Source organism: Reticulibacter mediterranei (genome assembly GCF_016587455.1).
On the sequence record NZ_BNJK01000001.1, the window covers coordinates 3,685,850 to 3,708,182 of the forward strand.

The window sequence follows — 22,333 nt, forward strand, 5'->3', positions numbered from 1 at the left end:
TTGAGGCACCGAGTTGCCGGAAACCGAATGAATATGCCGGAGCCGCGCCGCCGTTCTGCGCGTCGCAACCTGATGGCCGGACTGATTCGGTACGACCGCATACAAACGACGGAGGCACGCGCCCGTGCTATCCGCGCTGAAGTAGAGAAACTGATTGATAAGGCTGTCAAAGCACGCGCAGCTGCCCGCAAACATCTGGCCTCTGTCGTCTCTGATGAAGAGAAGGCGAACCAGATTCTCGAATTTGCACGCCGGGGCCGTTTCTCTCTCCACAAAACCGTCGGCACCAATGAGGAGCGCCTGAATCAGCAGAAGGCTCCCCTGACCGACAAGGGCCGCAAATTCCTGGAAGATAAGCTGAAGGCTCGCCGCGAAGAGTTGCTGCGCATTATCTCGAATGAGGATGAGGCTGAAGAGGCTTTACAGGCTGCATATCAGGCGATGGTGATCGAGTTGCATGCTCGCCGCCAGATCTTGAGCGCCCTGCCCGATGAGCTGGTCGTGAAGAAGATGTTCGAGGAGCTTGCTCCCCGCTACGTCGGTCGTCCCGGCGGCTACACGCGCATCATCAAGATCGGACGCCGCAAAGGTGATGCTGCTGAGATTGCTCAGATCTCGCTCGTATAATTTGCTATCATGATCATTGCTTGCGGTATTGAGTATGATGGCACCGACTATCACGGCTTCCAACGACAGCCGTCGAGTCATGGGCCAACAATACAGGGAACCCTGGAAGAGGCGATTGAGCGGATATCCAGCGCGTTCTCAGTTGTGCATGGAGCAGGACGTACCGACTCCGGAGTACATGCAAGTGGACAGGTGATCCATTTTCACACCGAGTCCCGCCTGACGCCCGAAGTCTGGAAACGCGCTCTCAATGCAGTCTTACCCAATACTGTAGCAGTGCGGTGGGCGAGCGAAGTTCCTGAGCGCTTCCACGCTCGCTTTAGTGCGCAGAGCCGTTCCTATCGCTATACCGTCTGGAACGATTCCGCGCCATCGGCGTTACGTGGACGCTATAGCTATCACTATCCGCGCCCGTTACACATTGGCTTGATGCAAGCAGCTTGCCAATACTTAATGGGACGCAAGGATTTCGGGGCTTTCGGACATAGCCCCGACGATACGAATCCGACAAGACCGGGGCCACATCATTGCGTTCGTACTATGTTGGAGGCCCGTTGCACACAACAGGATAATACCGCACTCATCTATTGTGATTTTACGGCGGATGCCTTTCTCACGGGGATGGTTCGTAGAATGGTTGGCACGTTGCTGCTGGTTGGGCAACAACGCTTGAGTGTCGCAGAGTTTGCCAACATTGTGCAACGTGCGGAGAAAACGCACCCCGGTTCAGCGGCCCCCTCGCATGGGCTGTGTCTGGTACGGGTTGACTATCCTGAAAAATTTGCGCTTCCTTCCAGCCAGATGAGTGCAGACTAGTTCACACGCTTCTGGCTGGATGAAATAGGAGTTACTGGAAATGATGAAGACATACAGTGCAAAGGCCGCTGATCTGCAACCCAAATGGTATGTCATCGATGCCGAGGGGCAGGTACTGGGTCGCCTGGCATCGCAGATCGCACAGATCTTGCGCGGCAAGCATAAACCAACCTTCACGCCACATCTCCCCTGTGGAGATTTCGTGATCGTCATCAATGCGGATAAGATTGCGGTAACAGGCAATCGCCTGGATCAGAAAGTCTACTATCGCCACTCTCAATATCCTGGTGGCTTGAAGAAGACGACGCTCCGTCAGACGCTCGGAGGCAAGTTCCCGGAGCGCGCTCTGAAGCATGCGGTTCGTGGTATGGTCATGCACAACCGCCTGGGTGCCGATTTGATGGGCCACCTGAAGATTTATGCTGGCCCCAATCATCCTCATGAGGCCCAGAAACCTGTCGTCTGGACGGGTCCAGAGGCGTTGTTGAAGCAGCCCGACGAGGCGAAGTAATGTCTCTTATTCCGATCTGCAACGATGCTCCGCATCTACGCTTCGCGTCAGCAGATCGGAGAGGAGTAAAAAAGAGGAGAATCTACTTTGGCCGATACGATCAAAGGTGAGTACTACTACGGCATGGGGCGGCGCAAAACGGCTGTGGCTCGTGTACGCCTCTTCCCCAATGGAGATGGCAGCATTACGGTGAATGGCAAACCAGCTCAGAACTATTTTGGGCTGCGCGACACTCACCTGGCAACAATCGCAGCTCCTCTCCGCGCTCTCGATCTGAATAACACCTATACGATGACCGTTCGCGTGGTCGGTGGTGGCACCACCGGTCAGGCTGGCGCGATCCGCCATGCCCTCGCTCGCGCCCTGGTCCGCCAGAATGCCGAGTTCAAAGCCGCTCTGCGTAAAGCTGGCTACCTGACCCGCGACCCGCGCATGAAAGAACGTAAGAAACCAGGTTTGAAACGCGCCCGCAAGGCTCCACAGTACACGAAACGTTAATTACAAAACGTTCAGTCAATACTGCTGGCTCTTTCTTAGTGCGTCTCTTCAGAAAAGAGAAAACGCCTCGCCGAGTAATTCGGCGAGGCGTTTTCTCTTTTCTGAAGAGACGCAATTTCCAGGCGTCAATACAGCAGCTTTATTGGTATGAAGCCAGTATCTTGCGCAACTCCTGGCGTGCTCGATAGACACGCACCTTGAGTGCGGATTCTTCAATACCAAGTGACTCCGCAGCAGCTCTGGTGCTCAATCCTTCTATATGGCGCAAGACAAACGCATCACGGAGCGTGGCCGGCAATAGAACCAGCGCTCTATTGATGGTCGCACGCAATTCCGTCTGAAGCACATAATTATCCGGCGTGCTATCCTCATCAATCAGGTCTATTGCCCTACTTACTTGCTCCTCATCCACTTCCTCTACGAGCGGTAACGTGGTTAGCGCTTTGCGGCGACGCTGCATCAGTGTGGCATTCGAGACAATTCGATAGAGCCAGGTACTCAGAGCACTTTTCCCTTCAAAACGTGAGATATGACCGCATGCCTGAATAAAGCTCTCCTGCACTATCTCATCTGCCTCATCGTCATTGCCGACCATCCGACGAGCGAGCAGAAAGAAACGTCGTGCGAAGCGTTTTAACAGACATGTACAAGCCCATTGCTCGTTACGGCGTAAACCTGTCAGTAATTCCTCTTCGTTTTTGTAGACTTCAAAATCTATGTCCCAGGGCATTTCCATCGTGCAACCAACCTTATCCTTCGCATATATTCTCTTTCTATATCTGATAACAAATGCCAGCTCTGTTTCCTTCCATGCCACCATATCGTCACATAACTATGAATTAAAGCCCCTCTCACAAACAATTCATAGCTTCATGGCAAGAAAACCCCAACAACCGGGCACGAGCAATCAATGAGAAATATGTCTGCTCTGCGATGTAACCAATTCATGACCCGCCGCATCAAAGTAAGTAAAGCAATATACAGTCCATCATCGAGATATCGATCTCATGAAAAACACCATGCAAGCAATAGAAAGGTTTATTAAAAAGTTATGACGTTGAATGGTCATTCACTCGGTCGTTTCGTTGATAGTCAAGAAATGGAGGCGCTCTTACAGCAAAAAAACGCAATCAAAATCCTCGATGTACGCACTCCTGCTGAATATGAGACGGTGCATATTCCTGGAAGCTATAATATTCCATTAGATCAACTTCCCAAACATCGTACCGAATTAGGCAATAAACTACAAACGCCCATTATTCTCGTCTGCCGAAGCGGAGCACGAGCAGAACAAGCTGCCAGGCAGTTTGAAGAGACGAACCTCACACAATTTCATATACTGCGAGGTGGCATCAACGCCTGGGAACAGGCAGGCAAGCCAGTCAAGCGAGGGAAACTACGTTGGAGTATGGAACGCCAGGTACGCGGAGCGGCTGGTATCCTTGTATTGCTAGGAACAGTGGGGGGTCTCTTTGTCTGGAAGCCACTTTCGTATCTCGCCACTGGTATTGGCGCTGGCCTGACCTATTCCGCTCTGACAGACACATGCGGCATGGCTCTACTGCTCAGTAAACTACCCTACAATCGTACAGCGCAATGTGATGTCCGTGATGTCGTAAGGCAATTTACAGCCTTAGAGACTGGCACCGATTAATAGAAAAAGGGAAGGAAATACTGATGATTCTACGCACGCTCTATGATGAATCGCTCGCTCAGGCAAGCTATCTTATTGGGTGTTCGGCCACAGGTGAGGCGTTAGTGATCGATCCAAATCGCCACATCGATCAATATATACAACTTGCGCAGAGTAAAGATTTGCGCATCACTGCCGTAACGGAGACCCACATTCATGCCGATTTTGTCTCTGGTGCCCGTGAGTTGGCCCAGAACACAGGCGCGCAATTATACCTTTCAGATATGGGTCCAGTAGAGTGGAAGTACACCTATGCAGAAGAAGCCGGGGCTATTCTGCTACACGACGGAGATATCTTCAAGGTTGGCAATATCCTGCTTCAGGCTCTTCATACACCTGGACACACGCCTGAACATGTCTCATTCTTGCTGACTGATACTGCTACTGCTGATGAGCCAATGGGCCTTTTCACTGGCGACTTTCTCTTTGTTGGCGATGTTGGCCGTCCTGATCTGCTCGAGAGGGCTGCCGGTCTTACCGGTACTATGGAAGTTGGGGCACGGATGCTCTTCCATTCACTACAAAAAATCCGCCATCTCCCAGACTATCTCCAGATCTGGCCGGGTCATGGGGCAGGAAGTGCCTGCGGGCGTACACTTGGCGCGGTTTCACAGTCTACATTAGGCTATGAACGGCGATGGAACTGGGCCTTCTCCATCAAAAATGAGGACGAGTTCGTCAAAGAAGTGCTGGCAGGACAGCCAGAACCACCCTTCTACTTTGCTGAGATGAAACGCATCAACAAAGTTGGTCCAGCACTCATTGGCACGTTGACACTGCCTCTCCAGGAAACGTTGGATCAAGTGAAGGTGCGTCTTATGGAAGGCGTTCGTATTGTAGATACGCGTCATGCAGACGAGTACGCAGTTGGGCATATTCCCGGCACAATCAACATTCCACTGAATGGTTCATTTATTACCTGGGCCGGGTGGCTTCTTCCTTATGACCGTCCCTTCTTGTTGATCGCTGATGCAGCCGAGGTCGCTCAAGCTCAACGCTCGCTCAGTTTGATCGGATTGGAACACATTGCGGGATACCTGCCTATTGATGCCATCAACAAATGGGAAGCAAGCGGTAACAGCCTTGAGCGCATTCAAACAATGGATGTTGCTACATTGCGCCAGCGTCTCCAGCAAGAGCATATCCAACTGCTCGATGTACGCGGAGCAAGCGAATATGCGGCCGGACACATTGAGGGGTCCAAAAATATTCCCCTGGGCTACCTGGAACGCCACTTGCAGGAAATCCTCACAGATCGGACCATTGCGGTCCATTGTCAGGCAGGCACTCGTTCGGCCATCGCGGTTAGTATTCTGGCGGCTCATGGTTTTAAGCAGAGTATTGATATCCTGAAAGGTTTCGCCGCCTGGCAAAAAGCCGGCAATCCTGTGGAAAAGAACACTCTATAACATCAGCATATTAGTAGCTCAGTAATACGATAGGACAGGCGGCAGAGCAGATGAGAAAATGAATTTCTTTAAGGTGCCGTCTCGTCCCAAGCATTCTCAGGGGAAGAATATAAAATGGACCTACAATCATTGCTGATTATTCTGGTACTTGGGGCACTTATCGGTCTGGCTCTTGGGGCATTAGGAGGTGGCGGCTCAATTCTCACCGTTCCCATCCTGGTCTATCTTCTCCATCTGGAGACACATGTCGCTGTCACTGCCTCATTAGTGATTGTCGGGATCAACGCCCTGGTAGGAATCTTGCTCCATTACCGAGCCGGACATGTGAACCTCAAAGCGTCGCTCCTTTTTGGGATCTATGGGATTCTTGCATCCTACGGTGGGGCGCGTATCTCTTCGCTGATACCCAGTGCCATCTTGCTTGTACTCTTCGGACTCTTGATGCTCGTTATCGCACTAATGATGATACGTTCCAAAGCACAAGCCCGGTTCGCATATCGGTCCTGGTGGATGACAGTGCTTGGCGGTCTTGGTGTCGGCCTGCTGACGGGCTTCCTCGGCGTCGGCGGTGGTTTTCTAATTGTCCCAGCCCTGGTGCTGTTTCTAGGTATGAGTATGCCAGATGCCGTTGGTTCGTCTCTTGTGGTGATCGCTCTCAACAGCGTTGCAGGCGTTTTGGGGCACCTCAATAGTGGAGCGCTACCCTGGACATTGATGGGCCTATTTGCACTGGCCGGTCTCATTGGCCTGCTAATTGGCACGCGCTTCACAAACCTGCTGCCCCCAGAGAGGCTCCGTCAGATCTTTGCAAGTTTTGTCCTCATGCTAGGAATCGTTGTCCTCACGCTCAACATACCAGAGGTATTCCACTATCTGAAATTGATGTATTGATCTGAGAAGCTGTATGTGCCTTGTTGACGCTCAGAGAGAACAGCCAGGACGCGGCTTGTCCTGGCATTGTTTCTCATTTCGACGGGCTTCAAGCGCCAATAAAAAGCTATACCAGCGTGTGTAGCCAGCTTGCGAGAGCTGCACCAATCTCAGCGGGAGAGTCCTCCTGAAGAAAGTGGAGTCCTCGCACGGTAATCTCGCTTTGGGCAGGCCAGGTATGACAGAAGGCGCGTTCGCTCGCGGGCATCGAGCCAGGTTCGCCCTGAATGTAGAGCTTGGGAACGAGGCTGTGGGAAAGCCACTCTCCATAGGCAGTGATGGTCTCCACCAGATCGGCAGGCTCGCCATCAAGTGGTATCTGGCGCGGCCATGATAGCATAGGACGACGCGCTTCTCCCGCCTCGACAAAGGGGCGGCGATACCGAGCCATCTCCTCCTCGCTCAAACGGCGCATCATGCCACCGGGCAGAATACGCTCGATAAAGATGTTCTGTTCCAGCACCATCTGCTCCCCCGCAGGAGATCGCACCGCCTGAAGGAAATCGCTGAAGGGAGAAGGAATCTCCCTCCAGGAACGAGGTTTGGTGATCGCTTCCATATAGGCGATACCACGCACCGCGTCCTGGTGACGATATGCCCAATCAAAGCCCAGAGCCGATCCCCAATCATGCACAACCAGGGTAACACGCTCCCTGGCGCCAAGCTGCTCCAGAAGCGCATCCAGGTAGCGGCTATGCTCAACAAAGGTGTAGGAGCCAGGGCTGCTATCCGGCAGTTTCTCCGAATCGCCCATGCCAATCAAATCGGGTGCGATACAGCGTCCAGCGCCCTCGACATAAGAAAGAATGTTACGCCAGAGGTACGAAGACGTGGGATTGCCATGCAGAAAGACCACAGGATCGCCGCTTCCTACCTCTACATAGGCCATCTCTCGTCCCAGCACCCGCTGACGCTTTTTTTGATAAGGAAAGTCTGCATTTACCATATTAATTCTCTCTATTACTCATTATGTCACTGTCTCAAGAAGGGCGATGCGCTGACGGCAACGAAGCGCCCTCTACGCTGGCGTTTTGCTCTAACTGTTGCTCATAGCGATTTTTCCCGAACCACATAAACATTCCTGGAAAGCGCTGCTGCGACATCGTAGCCGTAATCACAAAGCGTACAAAAGCCTCACGAACGAATGCCCCTGCCCTGCCAGCAAAGTAGGGCGATACAGGTTTATCCTCAGCGGAAAGCGGCAGGAATAGCGCGCTGCCTCGCCCCAGAGCAACAGCCTGAGCCTGATATGCGAAGCTGAGCGGTTTAGGCGTCGCACCTTTGAGCACATCGCTCAAACTATCAGCACAGTGCGCAGCCATGATTGAGGCAGTATATGCGCTCATACGTACGTGTGGTACACCAGGATTCCTGATGGGCATAGCCGCATCGCCAATCGCATAGATCTGGGGATGAGAGACGGAGCGCAGAAAGGGATCGACGAGAATCTGGCCACGCTCATTGACCGCTAGCCCCGATTCTCGTGCCAGGGGCGGAGCCACAAAGCCTGTCGTCCAGATGCACAATGAGCATGGAAGTTCGCGCCCCCGGTCAAGGACCACACTTTGTGGGCGCACCTCCATCACCTCGCTCTGATCGACGATCTCGACGCCCAGCTTCACCAGTCTCTGCCGGAAAATGTTGGCAACAGGCTCCTCCCACGCGTGCGCGAACGCTCCCCGAGTGACCAGGCTCACTTTGATCTCAGGATAGATGCTCGCCACCTGCGCCGCCGTCTCAATGCCGGTAGCTCCCGCGCCGCAGACGACTACTCGACCGCCATTTGACCCCAGATCGGGAAGCTTTTCGCGCAACGCTGAAGCCGATAACGGTCCCCTTGCTTCTAGGCTATAGGCATATTGCGCCACTCCTGGCACGTTCTGGCGCTCCGGCGTGCTTCCTAACGCATAGACCAGGCAGTCGTACGACAATTCCTGTTGCTGCTGCTGCTGATCCCGAACTGTGACACGGCGCTGATCGGAATCAATAGCGGTCACGCGTCCCTGAAGAAACTGAACCGGTGCTTTCCGCAAAATCTGAGGCAGCATGCGATCAAAGGCGCGCTGATGAGTGGCATATTCATGGAGCCAGGGACGAATAGTAAAAATGTCCGACTCGTTGACCAGCGTGATCTGGACAGATTCGTGTGCTACTTTACCAGACAATCGCAGTGTGAAGAGCAAGCCTGCAATTCCACCGCCAAGAACAAGTATACGTGTGGACGGCTGTGTCATAACCGCCCTCCTTTCTATGACCATTAGCTATTTTCTTTTCAACTCAAACATTGGATGTCCAACCACCGCGCTCTCAAACTCCTCAAGGGAAGAGTCGGTCGTGACGCCAAACTGGTGAGCGAAGGGATAACCCCGCCTGACTTCTTCTCGCAAAACGAGCGCCGCCTCCTGTGGAGGCAGTTCTCTTGCCGTCACCGCTTCAGAGAAACGTTCTCGTGTCAGCACGGCCTCTCCCGCAGCACGCAGATTGAGTACCCAATCGCCAGCTCCAGCACAGGCCACATAGCGCTTCCCATTGCGCCCAAGCAACGCAAGCGGAACTGAGCGCGGTTGCCCACTTTTGCGCCCCCGTACCGTGAGCAGGTAGATCTCATAGTTCTTGAAACCTACAACCTTGATGCCCACACGTAACAGGGTCGTCATCATCACATTCGCTAACCGCACATACAGAGGAGCATGATATGTCTTTGCCATAGCTTCCTTCTCATTCTTTGAAAAGTGGCCTATCTTGATGATCATCATTCGTAAATAAAGAGGGTTGAGCGATCCAATTTGGGACAATCTTCCTCCCATACCATCACCAGAGTATTTTATAGTTCCATAAAAATTGCGTCCTATCTCTTATTGGCAAAGCTATTGGAGAAAGCAGAAGATAAGTTCTATCAATAAATCAGGAGGATACTGTGGCATCTACGCTATCTCGTGAACAACTGGCACTGCGCAAGCTCTGGTGGATTGGACCTGTCACAATCGTTCTCGCCGCCATTATCAATCTTGTTATACGTGGCATCGCCGTTGCATTTCTGGGCGTTCCTGAAACGTTCTCGTACTTCCAGCCTGCCTCTATCATCGGCAGCACCATTATCTTCTTGCTGCTGGCCCTGCTCACCTTTGTGATCGTCATCAGAACGGCTCGCAATCCTATTCGCTTCTATCGCATTCTGGCACTCATTTGCCTGCTCATCTCATTGCTGACACCCATCCTGGCGCTGACCGGCCTCATGCCCACTCCCGGCATGAACCTGTCCATTTTCTGGACTATGATTGCCATGCATATCGTTTCCGCCGCCATCACGATTGGCCTGTTTACAACGCTGGTGCGAGCGTAATGATAAACAGAGAACACATCCTGCTCAAGATCGCATGGGTCTTGCTTGCAATCACCGGAATCGCCATCCTCGCCTTCGGACTGATCACAACTGTATGGCCCGCTTCGAGTGAATGAATTTCAACAACTCACGACAGAACTCCGATTGTTGTTTGACGCAATGGGAAAGGACTTGCCCAAGCCTGTGACGCGATCCAGGTTAGCGAAAATCATTAAATCATGGAGCAAGGGTGCGAAAATCGCCGATCAAGATCTGAGAGAAGAATAGCCATCTCATCACGGAACAAAAAGCCATGTTATAGAGATATGGATGCCGACGGATCAATGCAGGTGCGAACATAACGCAAAAAATTCACGTAGCGACAAACCCTTGCGGTTGTCGCGGGTATTGACCATTTTGTTGGCATTGCCCACGACAACCGCAAGGGTTTGTCGCTACGTGAGGATATTACAAATTACGGTAGCGTCAGCAGCTCAGGCGCGCCATCAGTAATGGCAAGCGTGTGCTCAAACTGGGCCGAGCGTGAGCCATCGGCGGTGCTGATCGTCCAGAGATCGGGAAGCAAGCGCGTCTCTGCGCTGCCCACGTTGATCATTGGCTCGATGGTAAAGACCATACCGGGGCGAATCCTCAGACCAGTGTTAGGCTTGCCATAGTGCAATACCTGCGGATCTTCATGCAATGAATGCCCAACGCCATGTCCGACCAGCTCACGCACGACCGAGAAACCGTTCGATTCGGCATAGTTCTGAATGACAGCACCGATATCACCGAGCCGACGATTGGGGCGAGCCTCCTCGATACCCAGCTCCATACAGCGCTTTGTCACATCCATCAACCGCTGTGTCTCCTCGTCCAGTTTGCCAACTGCGAAGGTCACGCATGAATCGCCGACCCAACCCTTATATAGTACGCCAATATCAATGCCCACAATATCCCCTTCGCGCAAAACCCGTTTCTTGTTGGGGATGCCATGACAGATCACCTCATTAACGGAGATACATGTGCTGGCAGGAAATGGCGGGATTGCCGGGCGACCGTTTCGGGCCGGACGAGCCCCATATCCCTTGTAAACGGGCGTCGCTCCCTTACTGAGAATATAATCCTCCGCAATTTTATCAAGCTCGGCGGTCGATACATTGGGCACAACGTAGGGACGTAGCACCTCATATGTCTCCGCCACAATCCTCCCGGCTTCACGCAAGCGGCCTATCTCCTGCCGCGATTTCAATATTACTGCCATATATAGCTCTTTCCTCTCCCTCGTAATTACACCTATCAGCGTGGCAATCTTGCTCACCCCACAAACACAGGCTGCTTGCCGTCGTCCGCCTGTTCCCAGACAAGCAGATCATTCGTGGAGACAGTAATATAAGCGCTGAAGTAAGTAAGGAGATGGTCAATGGTGGCGTAATCGATCCGTTGGCTTCGCCCAGTATTCAGCGCCGTCAACACGCTGAGAGAGACGCCGCTCTCCTTCGCCAGATTGCGCAGGCTCAAAGGCGACTTCCCCTGCTTCGCCCGCTCAACATTGACTCTGGCGAGCAACAACCGTAACTTACACGAGATCGTCACAGCCTTACCTCATTCTTTGCAAAAACTTCTCTGATGATGTCACGATGAACACTTATCCCTTATTGTAGCAGTGGTGTAATGGGATGTCAATACATTGTCGCGGCTTAAACCAACGAGGGGTTGCTATAGCTTGCGGCCATACATCGAAACATAGTGCCAGACGGCGCAAAAGTCGTCGGCGTGCAGTTCGATCAGCATCTGTTGATATTGTTCTGCCGCCTCTTCTGCCGTAGCAATTCCGGCCTTAACAAAAAGGGGTTGGGCCGTAGTGAAGATAACTTCGAGGTCGCGATACAGCGCCTTCCACGCATCGGTATCGCCCGAAAAGTCCAGACAATGGCCTGTCTGTTGTATGTTCTGGCATCCCACCTCGCGCAACAGGCGCGGCAGCTTATGTGTCAAACCAACTGAGGTGGCGTCGGCAGAGAAACAATAGCCGTTCTGCTTGAGCAGACGAAAAAACCAGGAACTAAGACGCTCCAGAGCCGGGCTGCTGCTCAATCCCAGATCAATTGGCTCTGTCAGGCGCAAGATGCCTCCTGGCCGCAAAATACGCATACATTCTTTGAGAAACGTTGTCCACTCCTCCCCGCGCAGCACGGCGAAGAGATACCGCGCATTGACCATATCAAATGTTTCATCAGGAAAGTCCAGCGGCTCCCTGATATCCATCACTTCAAACGAAGCGTTTACAAGCTGCTGCGTCCGCGCTCGTGCATTGGCGTAATCTACCATAATTCTACTGATATCAACGCCAGCCACCTCGACAGTTGGATACTCAAAGGCAACATCAAGCACCCAATCGCCTGGTCCACAGCCGAGATCAATCACCTGTCGCCATTGCTCAACATCGGCCTCATCTATCCCTGCAAACACACCACCCATAGTCCTCGTCAGGAGTTGTCCCTGGTGCATCAAACGCGCCATTTCGCCAGCGCTTTCCGAATCAAAAATATAGGAAGCTTCAGATGCAGGTTGCTGCTGATTATTTGAATCGTAAGACATCATGCCCTCTTTTCTGCCCATACTCGTCCATAAATTGGAGTCCTCTCACACTTATCGCCATTATAATCTCATTCTGTATCATTTGTCACCATCCAACTTGTACAGAACGAAAAACAACTCTAAACGGAGCACGAGTGAAAAGAAGGCTTGACAGACTCAAGATCTTTCATTCAGGCTTGTTGTTGTTAGCATGAAGTTGTTATGACAGGCTTTTCACCAGGAAGACAGGGTGATTTGAGGCCTCACGCTCAAATTCGGCAAGCGAGGAGTCTGGTGTGACATCGAAGTAAGCCAGCACAAAAGATCGCGCTCCGATCAGGCTTCTTTTGAGGATGGGAGCTGCTTCCTGAGCAGTCACCTCGCATGCAGAGATGCGTTCGGTATGCCGACCACGTGTCAGGGTGGCCTCGCCAGCCACACGCAGATTGCGCACCCAGTTCACAGCGCCGTAGGGTGCGGTCAACCAGCGCTGACCATTGTATTCAACCAGTGCTACAGGGATGGTATGAGGCTGTCCGCTTTTGCGCCCTCGTACCGTGAGCAAGGTCATATTGCCCTTCTCTACCCCGGCCCGCAGCAGCAATGTGTTGATGATATGCCCTACACGGAAGAAAAGTGTGGGGCGAAATGATTTTGCCATGAGACACAGCTTTCTTTCTTATTGGATGCTCACGCCTTTCTCACCTCTATGCAGGGAGTTTTTGAGCAGACATGAGAGGTCTTCCAGTGTTGTTTTTGAGCATGATCTCCTCTTAGATCAGCGGGGGAGCTTGGTTCGCTTGACCAGACTTCAGATCACGCTCCCGCAAGAGGAACCCGTGCTGACACAGATTCTGACCAGACAATCACCACACCCAAAAGTATCCAGAAAAAACCCCAGAGATCGACGAGTGGAGCGAAAATCAGATGCCCCTTGCTCAGAAAGAAAGGAATCTGGATAAAGGCCAGTTGGACGATGAAGTACAAACCGACCAGCAGAGGCGTCCATGCCTGCCAACCAGACAATTTCTTTCTCAACAACGCCGCACTTCCCAGGACAACCATACCCAGAGCGATCAGAATGCCCCCTGATGGCGTCAATATCTGTCCTGCACTAGAATTGGGGAAAACCAGATAGCTGATCATCCCGCTCGCCTGACTGAGCATGCCAGCTATGGAAACGCCTGCACCTGCTATTGTCAGCCAGCCAGGAGAGACAAACCGATAGGCGATGATGCCTATCGGTCCGCCAATAAGCGCGAAATTAGCGATAGCCCAGATCAAGCGAGCAGCTGCGTGGACCGGACTTGTGGGAGCTGACCACCACAGGTCGAGGGGCGTATCAGATAACTGAAGGATTCCTCCGAGCAGACAGAGCAGCCCAAGCAGGCGAAGACGCGGTGAAACAGACATGAGATGATCCTTTCTCTTTACTCATCTGTTGTGTTGATCCAGCTAGGAATGCGAGGGCCGCACCTTCTCAATGCTTCCCGTGTTCATGCCAGCGTCTCTCTCATCCAGCACAATTTCATACACTGCTGTTTTCTCGCCAGGATATTTGCGATCAAAGACGATTCCGAAGAAACGACCGACGATGCCCACACGCAACAGCGCTCGTGCGCGCTTTGCCTCCTCAGCGTACAGGCGACGCGCGATGCCTTCAATCGTCGGGCCGAGCGCCTCTCCTTTGCGGTTGCCGGGCGCGAGGGTGACGCGCGGATTGTGGGCAAGGCGTTTGGCTTTCCAGGTATCCGCAGGCGTCATAAAGTAGAGTTTGCCTTGCGAAGCAACCGTACCTACCGGAGTGCCGACACCTACGCCGTTGCGACGAAAACTGGTTAGCAGGGTCATATGCCCTTTTCCAGGAGTAGTCAGGTATTCTCGCGTAGTCTGAGTTGTTTTTTCGCTCATGATCTGTCTCTCTTTCTTATGATTGTCTGCCTGGAGTGCTCTGCTCGTTTCCAGAGCACTCCGAACAGGTGCCTATGCCAGGGTTTGCAGCCAGGTCGCAATCGCGATGCCGATTTCATCGGGCGAATCTTCTTGCAGGTAATGACTCCCTTTGACAGTCACTTCTGCCTGTGCCCGGAACGAGCGCAAGAACTCCCTTGCCGCCCGCGTCGCTGTTCCTGGATCATTGTTGATGTATAACTTCGGAACGTCGCTCTGAGCCAGCCACTGCCCATATGCCATGACCAGTTCGCTCATGTCCGCCCGCTCATCATCAATGGGTGCCTGACGGGGCCAGCTCAACATAGGACGACGCCCCTCGCCCACTTCAGCAAACGGACGGCGATATTCAGCCCATTCTTCCTCACTCAGCTCACGTAACACGACGCGTGGAAGTAGCCGTTCGATAAATACATTATCTTCGAGCACCAGACGCTCGCCCGCGTTGGAACGCAAGGCTTTCCAGAGGTCACGGGTGAATTCTGGCCAGGTCGCCCAACTGTACGGTCTGGCAATCGGTTCCATATACACCAGACCCTTGACGGCCTGACGATGGCGATTGGCCCAGTCAAAGCCGAGGGCCGATCCCCAATCATGCAGAACAAATGTCACACGTTCGCGCACCTCAAGTGCCTCAAGTAGTCTATCCAGGTAGCTGCGGTGCTCGAAGAACCCGTAGGAACCAGGGCCGCTGTTGTGCAGTTTGTCCGAATCGCCCATGCCGATCAGATCGGGGGCAAGGCAGCGTCCCAGTCCTTGCAGATGTGGAATGATATTGCGCCAGACATAGGAAGAGGCGGGATTGCCATGCAGAAAGACAATGGGATCACCCTCTCCAGCTTCGATATAGGCCATCTGGTATCCCAGCACTGTTTGATAGTGCTTTTCATACGGAAAGGCGGCACTGATCACCATGTGTTGTCCTTTCCAGGAGCGTATGCTCCGTCCAAATCAAGCAGAGAGGATAGTTCACTATCACTTTCCCCGGGCAAAAATGTTTCTGCAAAGATCAACATCAATATATCTCCCTGTTTCTATGCTCTTGGCAAATACACATTGTCGTCCACCCGTGCGGTCGACATGTCAAAGTGTTTACCTGCATATTGTAGAAAATCTTGTGCCTTTCAATTCCCAGTCAGGAAGGCTGAAGACCAGCAAGTAGTCCCTGAACGACCTCCTCAGCAAACTGCTGCTCCGTTTGCTGGAGCGGATCAAAGCCCATGAATTGGCGGTTGAAGGCTCGCTGAAAACATGGACCCAGCAACAACGTCGCCATAGTCAAAGCCGAAAGATGCTCACCAAGGCGTCTGAGATGCTGCTCCTCCTCAAGATAGGCAGCAAGGCGTTCAAAGACGTTCTGTGGCCCCATCCCTAGCGGCTGGGTGGTGGCACGAAATTGGTTCAGCAGTTCCTTGTCTGCCAGGAAGGAGACGCCCATCGGGATCAATTGCTCATAATAATGAACCACCGCCTGCACAAGCGCGACCAGATTCTCGCTGACCGTTGCAGTGCCGGCCTGATGCGTCTGAAACGCCTCGTGGAAGGCTGGCTGATGCTCGGTCATCAAGGCAAAGAAGATGTCCTCTTTATGGTCGAAATGCCGGTAGAGCGCGCTTTCGGAGAGACCGACCTCGCGGGCTATCTCTTTGGTCGTCATATGTGCCGAACCTTTCAAGAGCAGCAGTTTTTCAGCCGCTTCCAGAATTTTGTGTCGTGTTGTTCCCATGCGCTTCTTCTCCCTATGTGTGTGAATGTTCACTAACATAGTGTAGTCAGAAGTGAAGAACTTGTCAAGAGGTATCAGGAATCCCCCAGGGCTTTCCAATTCTCCCATCTAGCGGGAGTGCAGAGGGCGGCAGCCCTTTGCCGGGGTGCGGGGTGTCCCCGCAAAAAACTTTTTTCTTCTCTTTTGCGCGCCGCCTGCGGCGGCGCGCGAAGGAGGGAAGGAAACTGGGGACGCCCCAGGCCCCGGCAGGGAGACCCCTGCACCCCTTTGAGCGGAGAACTGGAAAGCCCTGAGGAATCCCCGGTCGTAGTCGAGCGATTTATCGCGGGGTGGCTTGTCCATCGATTCCCACCGCGATAAATCGCTCGACTACGACCGGGGATTACCGGGTTTGACATGCCGATCTCACGCGGGAACATGACCTTCCCTGTTGTCGCTCAGTTGCCAGTACTCTATGTCGTTTTGATTACAGTACCATTCTCCCCATGCATGAACCTGATGGATGATTGGTTCTAAGCTTCGCCCCCACTCAGTGAGTGAATATTCCACCTTTGGGGGCACTTGAGCATAGACCTGCCGATGAATGATTCCGGCCTGCTCTAACTCCCGCAATTGCAAAGTGAGCATTTGTTGGGTCGCCCCTGGAATCAGCCGCCGTAATTGACCAAAACGTTTGGTTCCGTTGAGCAAACAATAGACAATCTGCAATTTCCATTTCCCCCCAACGATTGAAAGGGTCACTTCGACCGGACACATTACCGCTTTCTGCTGCTGTTTCATGATTTGCACCTTTTCATAGTATGATTTTCTAGACTATCTCAAATTACTTTGCGTACTTGTTTCTTTCATCTTTATCTTGTATTTTCAGTGTATCAGGTGGTGGGAAGCACGGCAAGCGAAGATCACTTTTGCTTATCTTGTGCAAGAAGATCACGCTCCCCCTCATGCTGATCTCTATCAAAGGCGAGCTATCATCAGCTCGTCTTGTCATCTAGTTAAGTTTTATAGATGATCCTGGGATATCAGGAATCGTCTGGTCATGGGTGTCTGCTCCCAGGCGTCCGAAAGTCACATTTCAGGTAAAGATGGAGAGACCAATGGCCTCTTCTCACAAAAAGGATGAGTATGAAAAACACACTATCAGCAAGCGTTACGCACATGGCTCGTGTCTTAGCGGGAGTGAGCATCCTCCCCGCGCTGTTTCTTCCCTTCTATGAAGCCTTTCTTCATGGGGGACGACGCGCAGTGGAGATCAACCCGCGTGCTGCTGCTTATATGACAGCTCATATGATTGGAGCCTACTGTACCATTCTGGCCGGGTTTGGGCTGATTGCAATCTACCTGCACTACCATGAGCGCATCGGTAGGATCGCGCCACTGAGCCTGATTCTGGCTCTTCTTGGACAACTTTCGTATGCAGGACTCCTCTTTATTGATGGGTTCTTCAATCCTCTGTTTGCCCATTTTGATCCCGCGTTGCAAACCCAGTTTCATTCCCCTGACTTCTTTCAAGCCGTAACCCAGAGTACATTGCTCCAGAGCTTCGGGATCGCGCTCTACACCCCCTTCCTGATGTCTCTCCTCTGTATCGTTGGCTATGTGCTCCTGGGGGCCATTATCCTGCTGAAACGCTTCTTACCCTGGCCTATTGGAGTGCTGTTTCTTGCCGGTGGCATTATTCTGGGCATCGACTTGATGGTGCCAATGTGGGTCGAGATCACTGGGTATGCAGCTGAAGGGGTGGCGGTTGCCTGGAGCGCCTTGCTGATTTTGCGAAGCAAGACACCCACAACTTTCATTCGGTCTGCTGCATAAAGGAGAACATACAGTTATGCATCATTCTACCGCCGCCTCCCACTCTACCAACCAGGCTTCTTCAGGAGTGAAGCCACAGAGAAAGCATATCCCTGGACCGCTCTGGCCTACCGCCGCCCGGAATACCATCAGATTTGCGCATCAGGCACTGAGCTTCGTGCAGGAACTGCGCGAGCGCTACGGAGATCTGGTGACGCTGCCAACAATGCTCGGCCCCTGGACCCTGGTCTTTCATCCTGATGGCGTGCGCCATGTCGTTCAGGAGAATCACAAAAACTATCGCAAGGGGGGCATTTCAAATCATGTGCTTCGCCTGACGCTGGGCAATGGCCTGCTGACCAACAACGGAGATTCCTGGCTCCAACAGCGTCGCCTGATCCAACCCATCTTCCATCGCAAGCAGATCGCTGCCTTCGGCCAACTGATGACCGAAAGCACACTGGCCTGGATAGAGGAAGGGAATCTCGACACGAGCCAGCCTCTCGATCTGTTTCAACAAATGAGTGGCCTGACCTTGAGCATTGTCTGCAAAGCGCTCTTTGGCGCGGACATGGTCGGGTACAAAAAGCGCGTGTTTGTCGCATCGAGTATGATCAATTACCTGGAGGCGCAAGCCTTTTATGTGCCAGGGCTGCTCTCGCTGCCAACCCCTCAGCGCCACCGCTTGTACAAGGCTCGCAATACCCTCTATACCGTCGTTGACGAGTTGATCGCTGAGCGCCGGAAAAGTGCTGCGCAGAGCGAGAACGATCTGCTGACCATGCTCCTACAAGCGCGGGATGAAGAGACGGGTCTTGGCATGAGTGACCAGCAGGTGCGTGACGAGGTTCTAACGCTCATGGTGGCTGGTCATGAGACCACTGCCAATGCACTCTGCTGGACCCTGATGCTTCTAGCGCAGCACCCGGACATCGAAGCCAGGCTCCGAGAAGAGTACATCAGCGTGCTGAGTGGGCGCGCACCGCAGATGGAAGATTTGCCTCAACTCAAGCTCACACGCATAGTGCTTGAGGAATCCATGCGTCTCTATCCACCAGCATGGGCATTTGCTCGCCAGGCTATCGATGAGGATGAGATTGGCGGTTATCGCATTGCTAAAGGAGCATATATTCTGATGTTTCCTGTTGCTACTCATCGGCATCCTGACTTCTGGGAGCAACCTGATGTCTTCGATCCTGAGCGTTTCTCCCCCGAGCGCGCAGCCGGACGTCATCGCTTTGCCTACTTCCCCTTTGGAGGAGGCCCACGCGTATGTATCGGCAATCAGTTTGCCCTCACCGAAGCGCAGCTCGTCCTGGCGACGATCCTGTCCCGGTATCAACTGCGCCTCCTGCCCGGGGCTAATATAGTCCCGGAGCCGCTGATCACCCTGCGTCCGCGAGGTGGCCTGTTAATGACTGTGCATCCGTATAAAGAGCTATAAGTGCGCATCTTTGAAGAAAAAGGGGCAACTTGTCGCATCTTGAGAAAGAACAAGGTGCTTGTGATAGACACAAAACGCCTGGCAACGCTTTGTTTGATTATTCTTGCCGAAAAGAAAGAGTGTTTATATGAAATGGATACGCCTCATCTCGTTGGTTGCGCGAGTGGCCTTGATGGTCTCTCTCGTCTTCGGCTTCGCCTTCTGGATTGCTCAACTGTTGAGATGGATCGGCCTGCTGGCTTTCCTGGCCTGGATCGGTTTTCCTGGCACTCACGAAGCACTGGGAACGCTCGGCACCCTCGGCCTGCTCATCCTCGGGGGCGCGGCTGTTTCCACAAAAGGAAGCAAACGGTTGGGGGCAGGTAGCATCCTATACGCGCTGGTTGTGCCTGCCTTTGGACTGACCCAAACGCTGATCCTGGGAGGTTCCTTGCACTGGCTGATCCAGGCTGCTCACTTCCTCCTGGGGATAGGAGCCATGCTACTGGTCCGCAGGATCGAGCAACGCTACCAGCAGCTCAAGCGAACAGAGCAGGCTGAGACTCGTGCTCGGACCCTGGGCAAGCCATATCCGCCCAACATCGCCAAATTCGCTCGTCTGGCCGTCGCTGCTCATGTCGCTCTCTATCGCTTGAGTGGTGGTATCATTGCGGGACGAGCGCAGCACATGCCCATCCTGCTGCTAACCACCCTCGGACGCAAGAGTGGAAAGCTGCATACTACCGCTCTGGTATACATGCCCGATGGGGACAATTTTGTCGTCGTTGCTTCCAATGGAGGCCAGGCCAGGCTTCCCAACTGGTGGTTAAATATGCGAAAGAACAAACAGGCCAGTATAGAAGTAGGGAGAAAACGATTGAAAGTGAGTATCCAGGAGGCTACTCTTGAGGAACGACAACGGCTCTGGCCGCGCGTAATTGCCTACCACGCGGGGCATGAAGCCTATCAGGAGCGGACACCCTATCCGCTTCCTCTGGTCATCTTACATCCAGAGGGTGCGTTGTGAGAGGCAGCACAAAAAATCCGGGCAAGCACAGATGGCTTGCCCGGATATATTCTCTGCTCTTTAATCGAGCGAGGCGGCGTTTACCGAACTATGCACGGGAGTACACCACTGATCGCGGTACTCGGGCCGCTTACCGCGCACAACGTCGAAGTAGAGATCCTGGAGCTTCTGCCCCACCGGTCCCGTCTTGCCATCGCCAATCAGACGATGATCGACCTCGATTACCGGCGCGATCTGCGCGCCCGTGCCGCAGAGGAAAATCTCATCGGCCACGTATAATTCAGTGCGGTCAATCTGGCGCTCGCGCGTAATCATGCCAAACTCGCGCTGTGCCAGTTGGATCACGGTATCGCGGGTAATGCCCAGCAGAATATTTTCGCTGGGAGCAGGTGTGATCAATTCGCCATTGACGACCAGGAAGATATTTTCCGCGCTCCCCTCGGAGACATGGCCCTCATTGGTGAGCATAATGGCCTCGTCAAAGCCGTTTTGCATCGCCTCACTTTTGGCAAAGGCTGAGTTGACATAGGCACCACAGATTTTCGCACGGGCAGGAATGGCGTTGTCATCGATACGCCGCCAGGAGGAAACGCCACAGCGCAGGCCGCCAATCTCCACATAATTACCCATTGGCTCTGCCGTCAGCAAGAACGCGTCGCTCACCTCATGCAACCGTACACCGATAATTTGCGCATCTTTATATGCGACCGGACGCAGATAGACATCTTCTTTCTGCCCATTGCGCCTGACCAGCTCAGTGCTGATCTCTACCAGTTGATCGGCGGTGTAGGGGATCGAGATTTGCAGCGTTTTGCAGGAGCGCAACAGCCGCTCATAGTGTTCGCGTGCGCGGAAGAGATAGACCTGCTGATCCTCCTCGTTCCAGTAGCCGCGAATGCCTTCAAAGCAGCCGGTGCCATAAGCAAAGGCGTGGGTCCGCACGGAGATAACGCCCTGATCGGCGGGGATGAATTCCCCGTTCATAAAAAGTTCTTTTACTTGCATATTTGCTTGTGACGATAAGTTGCTCCCTTGCTCCTTATCATTCCCTCCTTTTCTAGCTCGTGGTATAGAAAATGACAACAGAAAAAACGCTCAAAATATAGGGATGGACAGCTTTGTCGGGGTCACAAAATCTTTTTGCCAAGCGCGGAAAGAATCAATTCGACGGCGAGTCGTGCCGTTGCATTCTCCTGATCGAGAATGGAATTGACTTCAACCACATCCATCGAAACCAGACGTTGAGAGTCGGCAAGCATCTCCATCGCCAGATGAGCCTCACGATAACTCAACCCGCCACGCACCGGAGTTCCCACGCCCGGTGCCTCGCGTGGGTCCATCGAGTCCATATCCATGCTGAGGTGAATGCCCTGCCCCTGCCGTCCCGCCAGTTCTATCGCCTGCCGCAGCACCTCAGGCATTCCATACTGATCGATGCTCGACATGGTGAAGACGTGGACGTGATGTGCACGGAGCAACGCCTGCTCTCCCGGATCAAGATCGCGAGCGCCAATGACAACAATATTATCGGGATTTAGTTTGGGCGTCCAACCCCCAACATGCGTCAGGCGCTCGTTCCCTAGTCCGGCCAGGGCAGCGAGAATCATCCCGTGAATATTGCCCGATGGCGTTGTCTCCTCCGTGTTAAAATCAGCATGCGCATCAATCCAGATAACACCAAGAGGCCGATGCACGCTGGCAACCCCGCTAATCGAGCCGAGCGCAATGCTATGATCCCCTCCCAGAATGAGCGGGAACTCGTTGGAGCGCAACGCATCAGCTACCTGCTGAGCCAGATCTTCAGCTACCTGCACAATAGGATCGAGGTATTTTAAGTGAGGATTCCCTATAGGTTGGCTTTCAGGCTGGGGAACAACGATATTGCCAATATCATGTACTGAGTGTCCAAGCCGACGCAACTGATCGCTCAAACCCGCATAGCGGATAGCACTTGCCCCGAAATCGACGCCCCGCCGATCCGCCCCCAGGTCCATAGGTACACCAATGATACGAATATTCATTACGAG

At 53.1% G+C, this 22,333-nt stretch carries 27 protein-coding genes; 11 read left to right on the plus strand and 16 right to left on the minus strand.

The features are described 5' to 3' along the window. From K3T83_RS15790 to rpsI, 4 genes are all read left to right on the plus strand, one after another. Positions 1 to 627, plus strand: coding sequence for a bL17 family ribosomal protein (locus K3T83_RS15790; RefSeq protein ID WP_220203926.1), 627 nt, complete (start codon positions 1 to 3; stop codon positions 625 to 627). A gap of 9 nt (positions 628 to 636) precedes the next feature. Continuing rightward, on the plus strand, positions 637 to 1,443 hold the full coding sequence (gene truA / locus K3T83_RS15795; protein WP_220203927.1) for a tRNA pseudouridine(38-40) synthase TruA: 807 nt from the start codon (positions 637 to 639) through the stop codon (positions 1,441 to 1,443). Between the two features lie 43 nt (positions 1,444 to 1,486). Continuing rightward, positions 1,487 to 1,954 carry a 50S ribosomal protein L13 gene (gene rplM, locus K3T83_RS15800; RefSeq protein ID WP_373324599.1) on the plus strand — a complete coding sequence of 156 codons (468 nt, stop codon included), beginning with the start codon at positions 1,487 to 1,489 and terminating at the stop codon, positions 1,952 to 1,954. 123 nt (positions 1,955 to 2,077) lie between these two features. After that, positions 2,078 to 2,452: a 30S ribosomal protein S9 gene (gene rpsI / locus K3T83_RS15805; RefSeq protein ID WP_220208237.1), complete on the plus strand. Its 375-nt coding sequence runs from the start codon at positions 2,078 to 2,080 to the stop codon at positions 2,450 to 2,452. Positions 2,453 to 2,591: 139 nt separating this feature from the next. Here rpsI and K3T83_RS15810 read toward each other — a convergent pair whose 3' ends face one another. Continuing rightward, a complete protein-coding gene (locus K3T83_RS15810; protein ID WP_220203929.1) occupies positions 2,592 to 3,188 on the minus strand; it encodes an RNA polymerase sigma factor in 597 nt (198 codons plus the stop codon). A 315-nt stretch (positions 3,189 to 3,503) separates the two neighbouring features. Between K3T83_RS15810 and K3T83_RS15815 the strand changes: the two genes are divergently transcribed. From K3T83_RS15815 to K3T83_RS15825, 3 genes are all read left to right on the plus strand, one after another. Further along, positions 3,504 to 4,106 carry a rhodanese-like domain-containing protein gene (locus K3T83_RS15815; protein WP_220203930.1) on the plus strand — a complete coding sequence of 201 codons (603 nt, stop codon included), beginning with the start codon at positions 3,504 to 3,506 and terminating at the stop codon, positions 4,104 to 4,106. 23 nt (positions 4,107 to 4,129) lie between these two features. Beyond that, a complete protein-coding gene (locus K3T83_RS15820; protein ID WP_220203931.1) occupies positions 4,130 to 5,554 on the plus strand; it encodes an MBL fold metallo-hydrolase in 1,425 nt (474 codons plus the stop codon). A gap of 114 nt (positions 5,555 to 5,668) precedes the next feature. Further along, positions 5,669 to 6,445, plus strand: coding sequence for a sulfite exporter TauE/SafE family protein (locus K3T83_RS15825; RefSeq protein WP_220203932.1), 777 nt, complete (start codon positions 5,669 to 5,671; stop codon positions 6,443 to 6,445). Positions 6,446 to 6,551: 106 nt separating this feature from the next. Here the strand turns inward: K3T83_RS15825 and K3T83_RS15830 are convergent, their stop codons facing one another. From K3T83_RS15830 to K3T83_RS15840, 3 genes are read right to left on the minus strand one after another with little or no spacing between them, the layout of a single operon-like run. After that, the gene (locus K3T83_RS15830; RefSeq protein ID WP_220203933.1) at positions 6,552 to 7,430 is read right to left on the minus strand and encodes a haloalkane dehalogenase; all 879 of its coding nucleotides are present in this window, start codon (positions 7,428 to 7,430) and stop codon (positions 6,552 to 6,554) included. Positions 7,431 to 7,464: 34 nt separating this feature from the next. Next, positions 7,465 to 8,718 (minus strand): NAD(P)/FAD-dependent oxidoreductase, encoded by a 1,254-nt coding sequence (locus K3T83_RS15835; RefSeq protein ID WP_220203934.1) that lies wholly within the window; start codon positions 8,716 to 8,718, stop codon positions 7,465 to 7,467. A gap of 27 nt (positions 8,719 to 8,745) precedes the next feature. After that, positions 8,746 to 9,192, minus strand: a complete 447-nt coding sequence (locus K3T83_RS15840; RefSeq protein ID WP_220203935.1) for a nitroreductase family deazaflavin-dependent oxidoreductase — start codon at positions 9,190 to 9,192, stop codon at positions 8,746 to 8,748. Between the two features lie 209 nt (positions 9,193 to 9,401). Between K3T83_RS15840 and K3T83_RS15845 the strand changes: the two genes are divergently transcribed. Next, entirely contained in the window at positions 9,402 to 9,827 is a 426-nt protein-coding gene (locus tag K3T83_RS15845; protein WP_220203936.1) for a DUF6069 family protein, read from the plus strand. Between the two features lie 454 nt (positions 9,828 to 10,281). Here the strand turns inward: K3T83_RS15845 and map are convergent, their stop codons facing one another. From map to K3T83_RS15895, 10 genes are all read right to left on the minus strand, one after another. Beyond that, positions 10,282 to 11,070, minus strand: coding sequence for a type I methionyl aminopeptidase (gene map / locus K3T83_RS15850; RefSeq protein ID WP_220203937.1), 789 nt, complete (start codon positions 11,068 to 11,070; stop codon positions 10,282 to 10,284). Between the two features lie 53 nt (positions 11,071 to 11,123). Next, positions 11,124 to 11,402 (minus strand): helix-turn-helix domain-containing protein, encoded by a 279-nt coding sequence (locus tag K3T83_RS15855; RefSeq protein ID WP_220203938.1) that lies wholly within the window; start codon positions 11,400 to 11,402, stop codon positions 11,124 to 11,126. A gap of 123 nt (positions 11,403 to 11,525) precedes the next feature. Then, positions 11,526 to 12,410 carry a class I SAM-dependent methyltransferase gene (locus K3T83_RS15860; protein ID WP_220203939.1) on the minus strand — a complete coding sequence of 295 codons (885 nt, stop codon included), beginning with the start codon at positions 12,408 to 12,410 and terminating at the stop codon, positions 11,526 to 11,528. Positions 12,411 to 12,606: 196 nt separating this feature from the next. Continuing rightward, a complete protein-coding gene (locus K3T83_RS15865) occupies positions 12,607 to 13,047 on the minus strand; it encodes a nitroreductase family deazaflavin-dependent oxidoreductase (protein ID WP_220203940.1) in 441 nt (146 codons plus the stop codon). Between the two features lie 155 nt (positions 13,048 to 13,202). Beyond that, the gene (locus K3T83_RS15870; RefSeq protein ID WP_220203941.1) at positions 13,203 to 13,799 is read right to left on the minus strand and encodes a hypothetical protein; all 597 of its coding nucleotides are present in this window, start codon (positions 13,797 to 13,799) and stop codon (positions 13,203 to 13,205) included. 42 nt (positions 13,800 to 13,841) lie between these two features. Further along, positions 13,842 to 14,297 carry a PPOX class F420-dependent oxidoreductase gene (locus K3T83_RS15875; protein ID WP_220203942.1) on the minus strand — a complete coding sequence of 152 codons (456 nt, stop codon included), beginning with the start codon at positions 14,295 to 14,297 and terminating at the stop codon, positions 13,842 to 13,844. A 72-nt stretch (positions 14,298 to 14,369) separates the two neighbouring features. Continuing rightward, positions 14,370 to 15,248: a haloalkane dehalogenase gene (locus tag K3T83_RS15880; protein WP_220208238.1), complete on the minus strand. Its 879-nt coding sequence runs from the start codon at positions 15,246 to 15,248 to the stop codon at positions 14,370 to 14,372. Between the two features lie 223 nt (positions 15,249 to 15,471). Next, positions 15,472 to 16,062 (minus strand): TetR/AcrR family transcriptional regulator, encoded by a 591-nt coding sequence (locus K3T83_RS15885; RefSeq protein WP_220203943.1) that lies wholly within the window; start codon positions 16,060 to 16,062, stop codon positions 15,472 to 15,474. A gap of 74 nt (positions 16,063 to 16,136) precedes the next feature. After that, complete coding sequence (locus K3T83_RS15890) at positions 16,137 to 16,481, minus strand: hypothetical protein (RefSeq protein ID WP_220208377.1); 345 nt, start codon at positions 16,479 to 16,481, stop codon at positions 16,137 to 16,139. Next, positions 16,468 to 16,842 (minus strand): winged helix-turn-helix transcriptional regulator, encoded by a 375-nt coding sequence (locus tag K3T83_RS15895; protein ID WP_220203944.1) that lies wholly within the window; start codon positions 16,840 to 16,842, stop codon positions 16,468 to 16,470. Before K3T83_RS15895 ends, K3T83_RS15890 begins: the two co-directional genes overlap by 14 nt. 345 nt (positions 16,843 to 17,187) lie before the next feature. Between K3T83_RS15895 and K3T83_RS15900 the strand changes: the two genes are divergently transcribed. The 3 genes from K3T83_RS15900 (at position 17,188) to K3T83_RS15910 (ending at position 20,306) form a co-directional block, all read left to right on the plus strand. Continuing rightward, positions 17,188 to 17,877, plus strand: a complete 690-nt coding sequence (locus tag K3T83_RS15900; protein WP_220203945.1) for a hypothetical protein — start codon at positions 17,188 to 17,190, stop codon at positions 17,875 to 17,877. Positions 17,878 to 17,893: 16 nt separating this feature from the next. Further along, a complete protein-coding gene (locus tag K3T83_RS15905; RefSeq protein WP_220203946.1) occupies positions 17,894 to 19,300 on the plus strand; it encodes a cytochrome P450 in 1,407 nt (468 codons plus the stop codon). A gap of 127 nt (positions 19,301 to 19,427) precedes the next feature. Then, a complete protein-coding gene (locus K3T83_RS15910) occupies positions 19,428 to 20,306 on the plus strand; it encodes a nitroreductase family deazaflavin-dependent oxidoreductase (protein ID WP_220203947.1) in 879 nt (292 codons plus the stop codon). Between the two features lie 60 nt (positions 20,307 to 20,366). Here the strand turns inward: K3T83_RS15910 and K3T83_RS15915 are convergent, their stop codons facing one another. Next, complete coding sequence (locus tag K3T83_RS15915) at positions 20,367 to 21,311, minus strand: branched-chain amino acid transaminase (RefSeq protein ID WP_220203948.1); 945 nt, start codon at positions 21,309 to 21,311, stop codon at positions 20,367 to 20,369. Between the two features lie 122 nt (positions 21,312 to 21,433). Beyond that, a complete protein-coding gene (rocF, locus tag K3T83_RS15920; protein ID WP_220203949.1) occupies positions 21,434 to 22,327 on the minus strand; it encodes an arginase in 894 nt (297 codons plus the stop codon). Between the last annotated feature and the right edge of the window lie 6 nt (positions 22,328 to 22,333).

Excerpts from the sequence above, each read along its gene's own strand:
- K3T83_RS15860 (WP_220203939.1), bottom strand. The coding sequence starts at position 12,410 with ATGATGTCTTACGATTCAAATAATCAGCAGCAACCTGCATCTGAAGCT.
- K3T83_RS15825 (WP_220203932.1), top strand. The coding sequence starts at position 5,669 with ATGGACCTACAATCATTGCTGATTATTCTGGTACTTGGGGCACTTATC.
- rocF (WP_220203949.1), bottom strand. The coding sequence starts at position 22,327 with ATGAATATTCGTATCATTGGTGTACCTATGGACCTGGGGGCGGATCGG.
- K3T83_RS15840 (WP_220203935.1), bottom strand. The coding sequence starts at position 9,192 with ATGGCAAAGACATATCATGCTCCTCTGTATGTGCGGTTAGCGAATGTG.
- K3T83_RS15900 (WP_220203945.1), top strand. The coding sequence starts at position 17,188 with ATGAAAAACACACTATCAGCAAGCGTTACGCACATGGCTCGTGTCTTA.
- K3T83_RS15910 (WP_220203947.1), top strand. The coding sequence starts at position 19,428 with ATGAAATGGATACGCCTCATCTCGTTGGTTGCGCGAGTGGCCTTGATG.
- K3T83_RS15875 (WP_220203942.1), bottom strand. The coding sequence starts at position 14,297 with ATGAGCGAAAAAACAACTCAGACTACGCGAGAATACCTGACTACTCCT.
- map (WP_220203937.1), bottom strand. The coding sequence starts at position 11,070 with ATGGCAGTAATATTGAAATCGCGGCAGGAGATAGGCCGCTTGCGTGAA.
- truA (WP_220203927.1), top strand. The coding sequence starts at position 637 with ATGATCATTGCTTGCGGTATTGAGTATGATGGCACCGACTATCACGGC.
- rplM (WP_373324599.1), top strand. The coding sequence starts at position 1,487 with ATGAAGACATACAGTGCAAAGGCCGCTGATCTGCAACCCAAATGGTAT.
- K3T83_RS15905 (WP_220203946.1), top strand. The coding sequence starts at position 17,894 with ATGCATCATTCTACCGCCGCCTCCCACTCTACCAACCAGGCTTCTTCA.
- K3T83_RS15830 (WP_220203933.1), bottom strand. The coding sequence starts at position 7,430 with ATGGTAAATGCAGACTTTCCTTATCAAAAAAAGCGTCAGCGGGTGCTG.
- K3T83_RS15915 (WP_220203948.1), bottom strand. The coding sequence starts at position 21,311 with ATGCAAGTAAAAGAACTTTTTATGAACGGGGAATTCATCCCCGCCGAT.
- K3T83_RS15820 (WP_220203931.1), top strand. The coding sequence starts at position 4,130 with ATGATTCTACGCACGCTCTATGATGAATCGCTCGCTCAGGCAAGCTAT.
- K3T83_RS15835 (WP_220203934.1), bottom strand. The coding sequence starts at position 8,718 with ATGACACAGCCGTCCACACGTATACTTGTTCTTGGCGGTGGAATTGCA.
- K3T83_RS15865 (WP_220203940.1), bottom strand. The coding sequence starts at position 13,047 with ATGGCAAAATCATTTCGCCCCACACTTTTCTTCCGTGTAGGGCATATC.
- K3T83_RS15885 (WP_220203943.1), bottom strand. The coding sequence starts at position 16,062 with ATGGGAACAACACGACACAAAATTCTGGAAGCGGCTGAAAAACTGCTG.
- K3T83_RS15870 (WP_220203941.1), bottom strand. The coding sequence starts at position 13,799 with ATGTCTGTTTCACCGCGTCTTCGCCTGCTTGGGCTGCTCTGTCTGCTC.
- K3T83_RS15895 (WP_220203944.1), bottom strand. The coding sequence starts at position 16,842 with ATGAAACAGCAGCAGAAAGCGGTAATGTGTCCGGTCGAAGTGACCCTT.
- rpsI (WP_220208237.1), top strand. The coding sequence starts at position 2,078 with ATGGGGCGGCGCAAAACGGCTGTGGCTCGTGTACGCCTCTTCCCCAAT.
- K3T83_RS15810 (WP_220203929.1), bottom strand. The coding sequence starts at position 3,188 with ATGGAAATGCCCTGGGACATAGATTTTGAAGTCTACAAAAACGAAGAG.
- K3T83_RS15815 (WP_220203930.1), top strand. The coding sequence starts at position 3,504 with ATGACGTTGAATGGTCATTCACTCGGTCGTTTCGTTGATAGTCAAGAA.
- K3T83_RS15890 (WP_220208377.1), bottom strand. The coding sequence starts at position 16,481 with ATGTTCCCGCGTGAGATCGGCATGTCAAACCCGGTAATCCCCGGTCGT.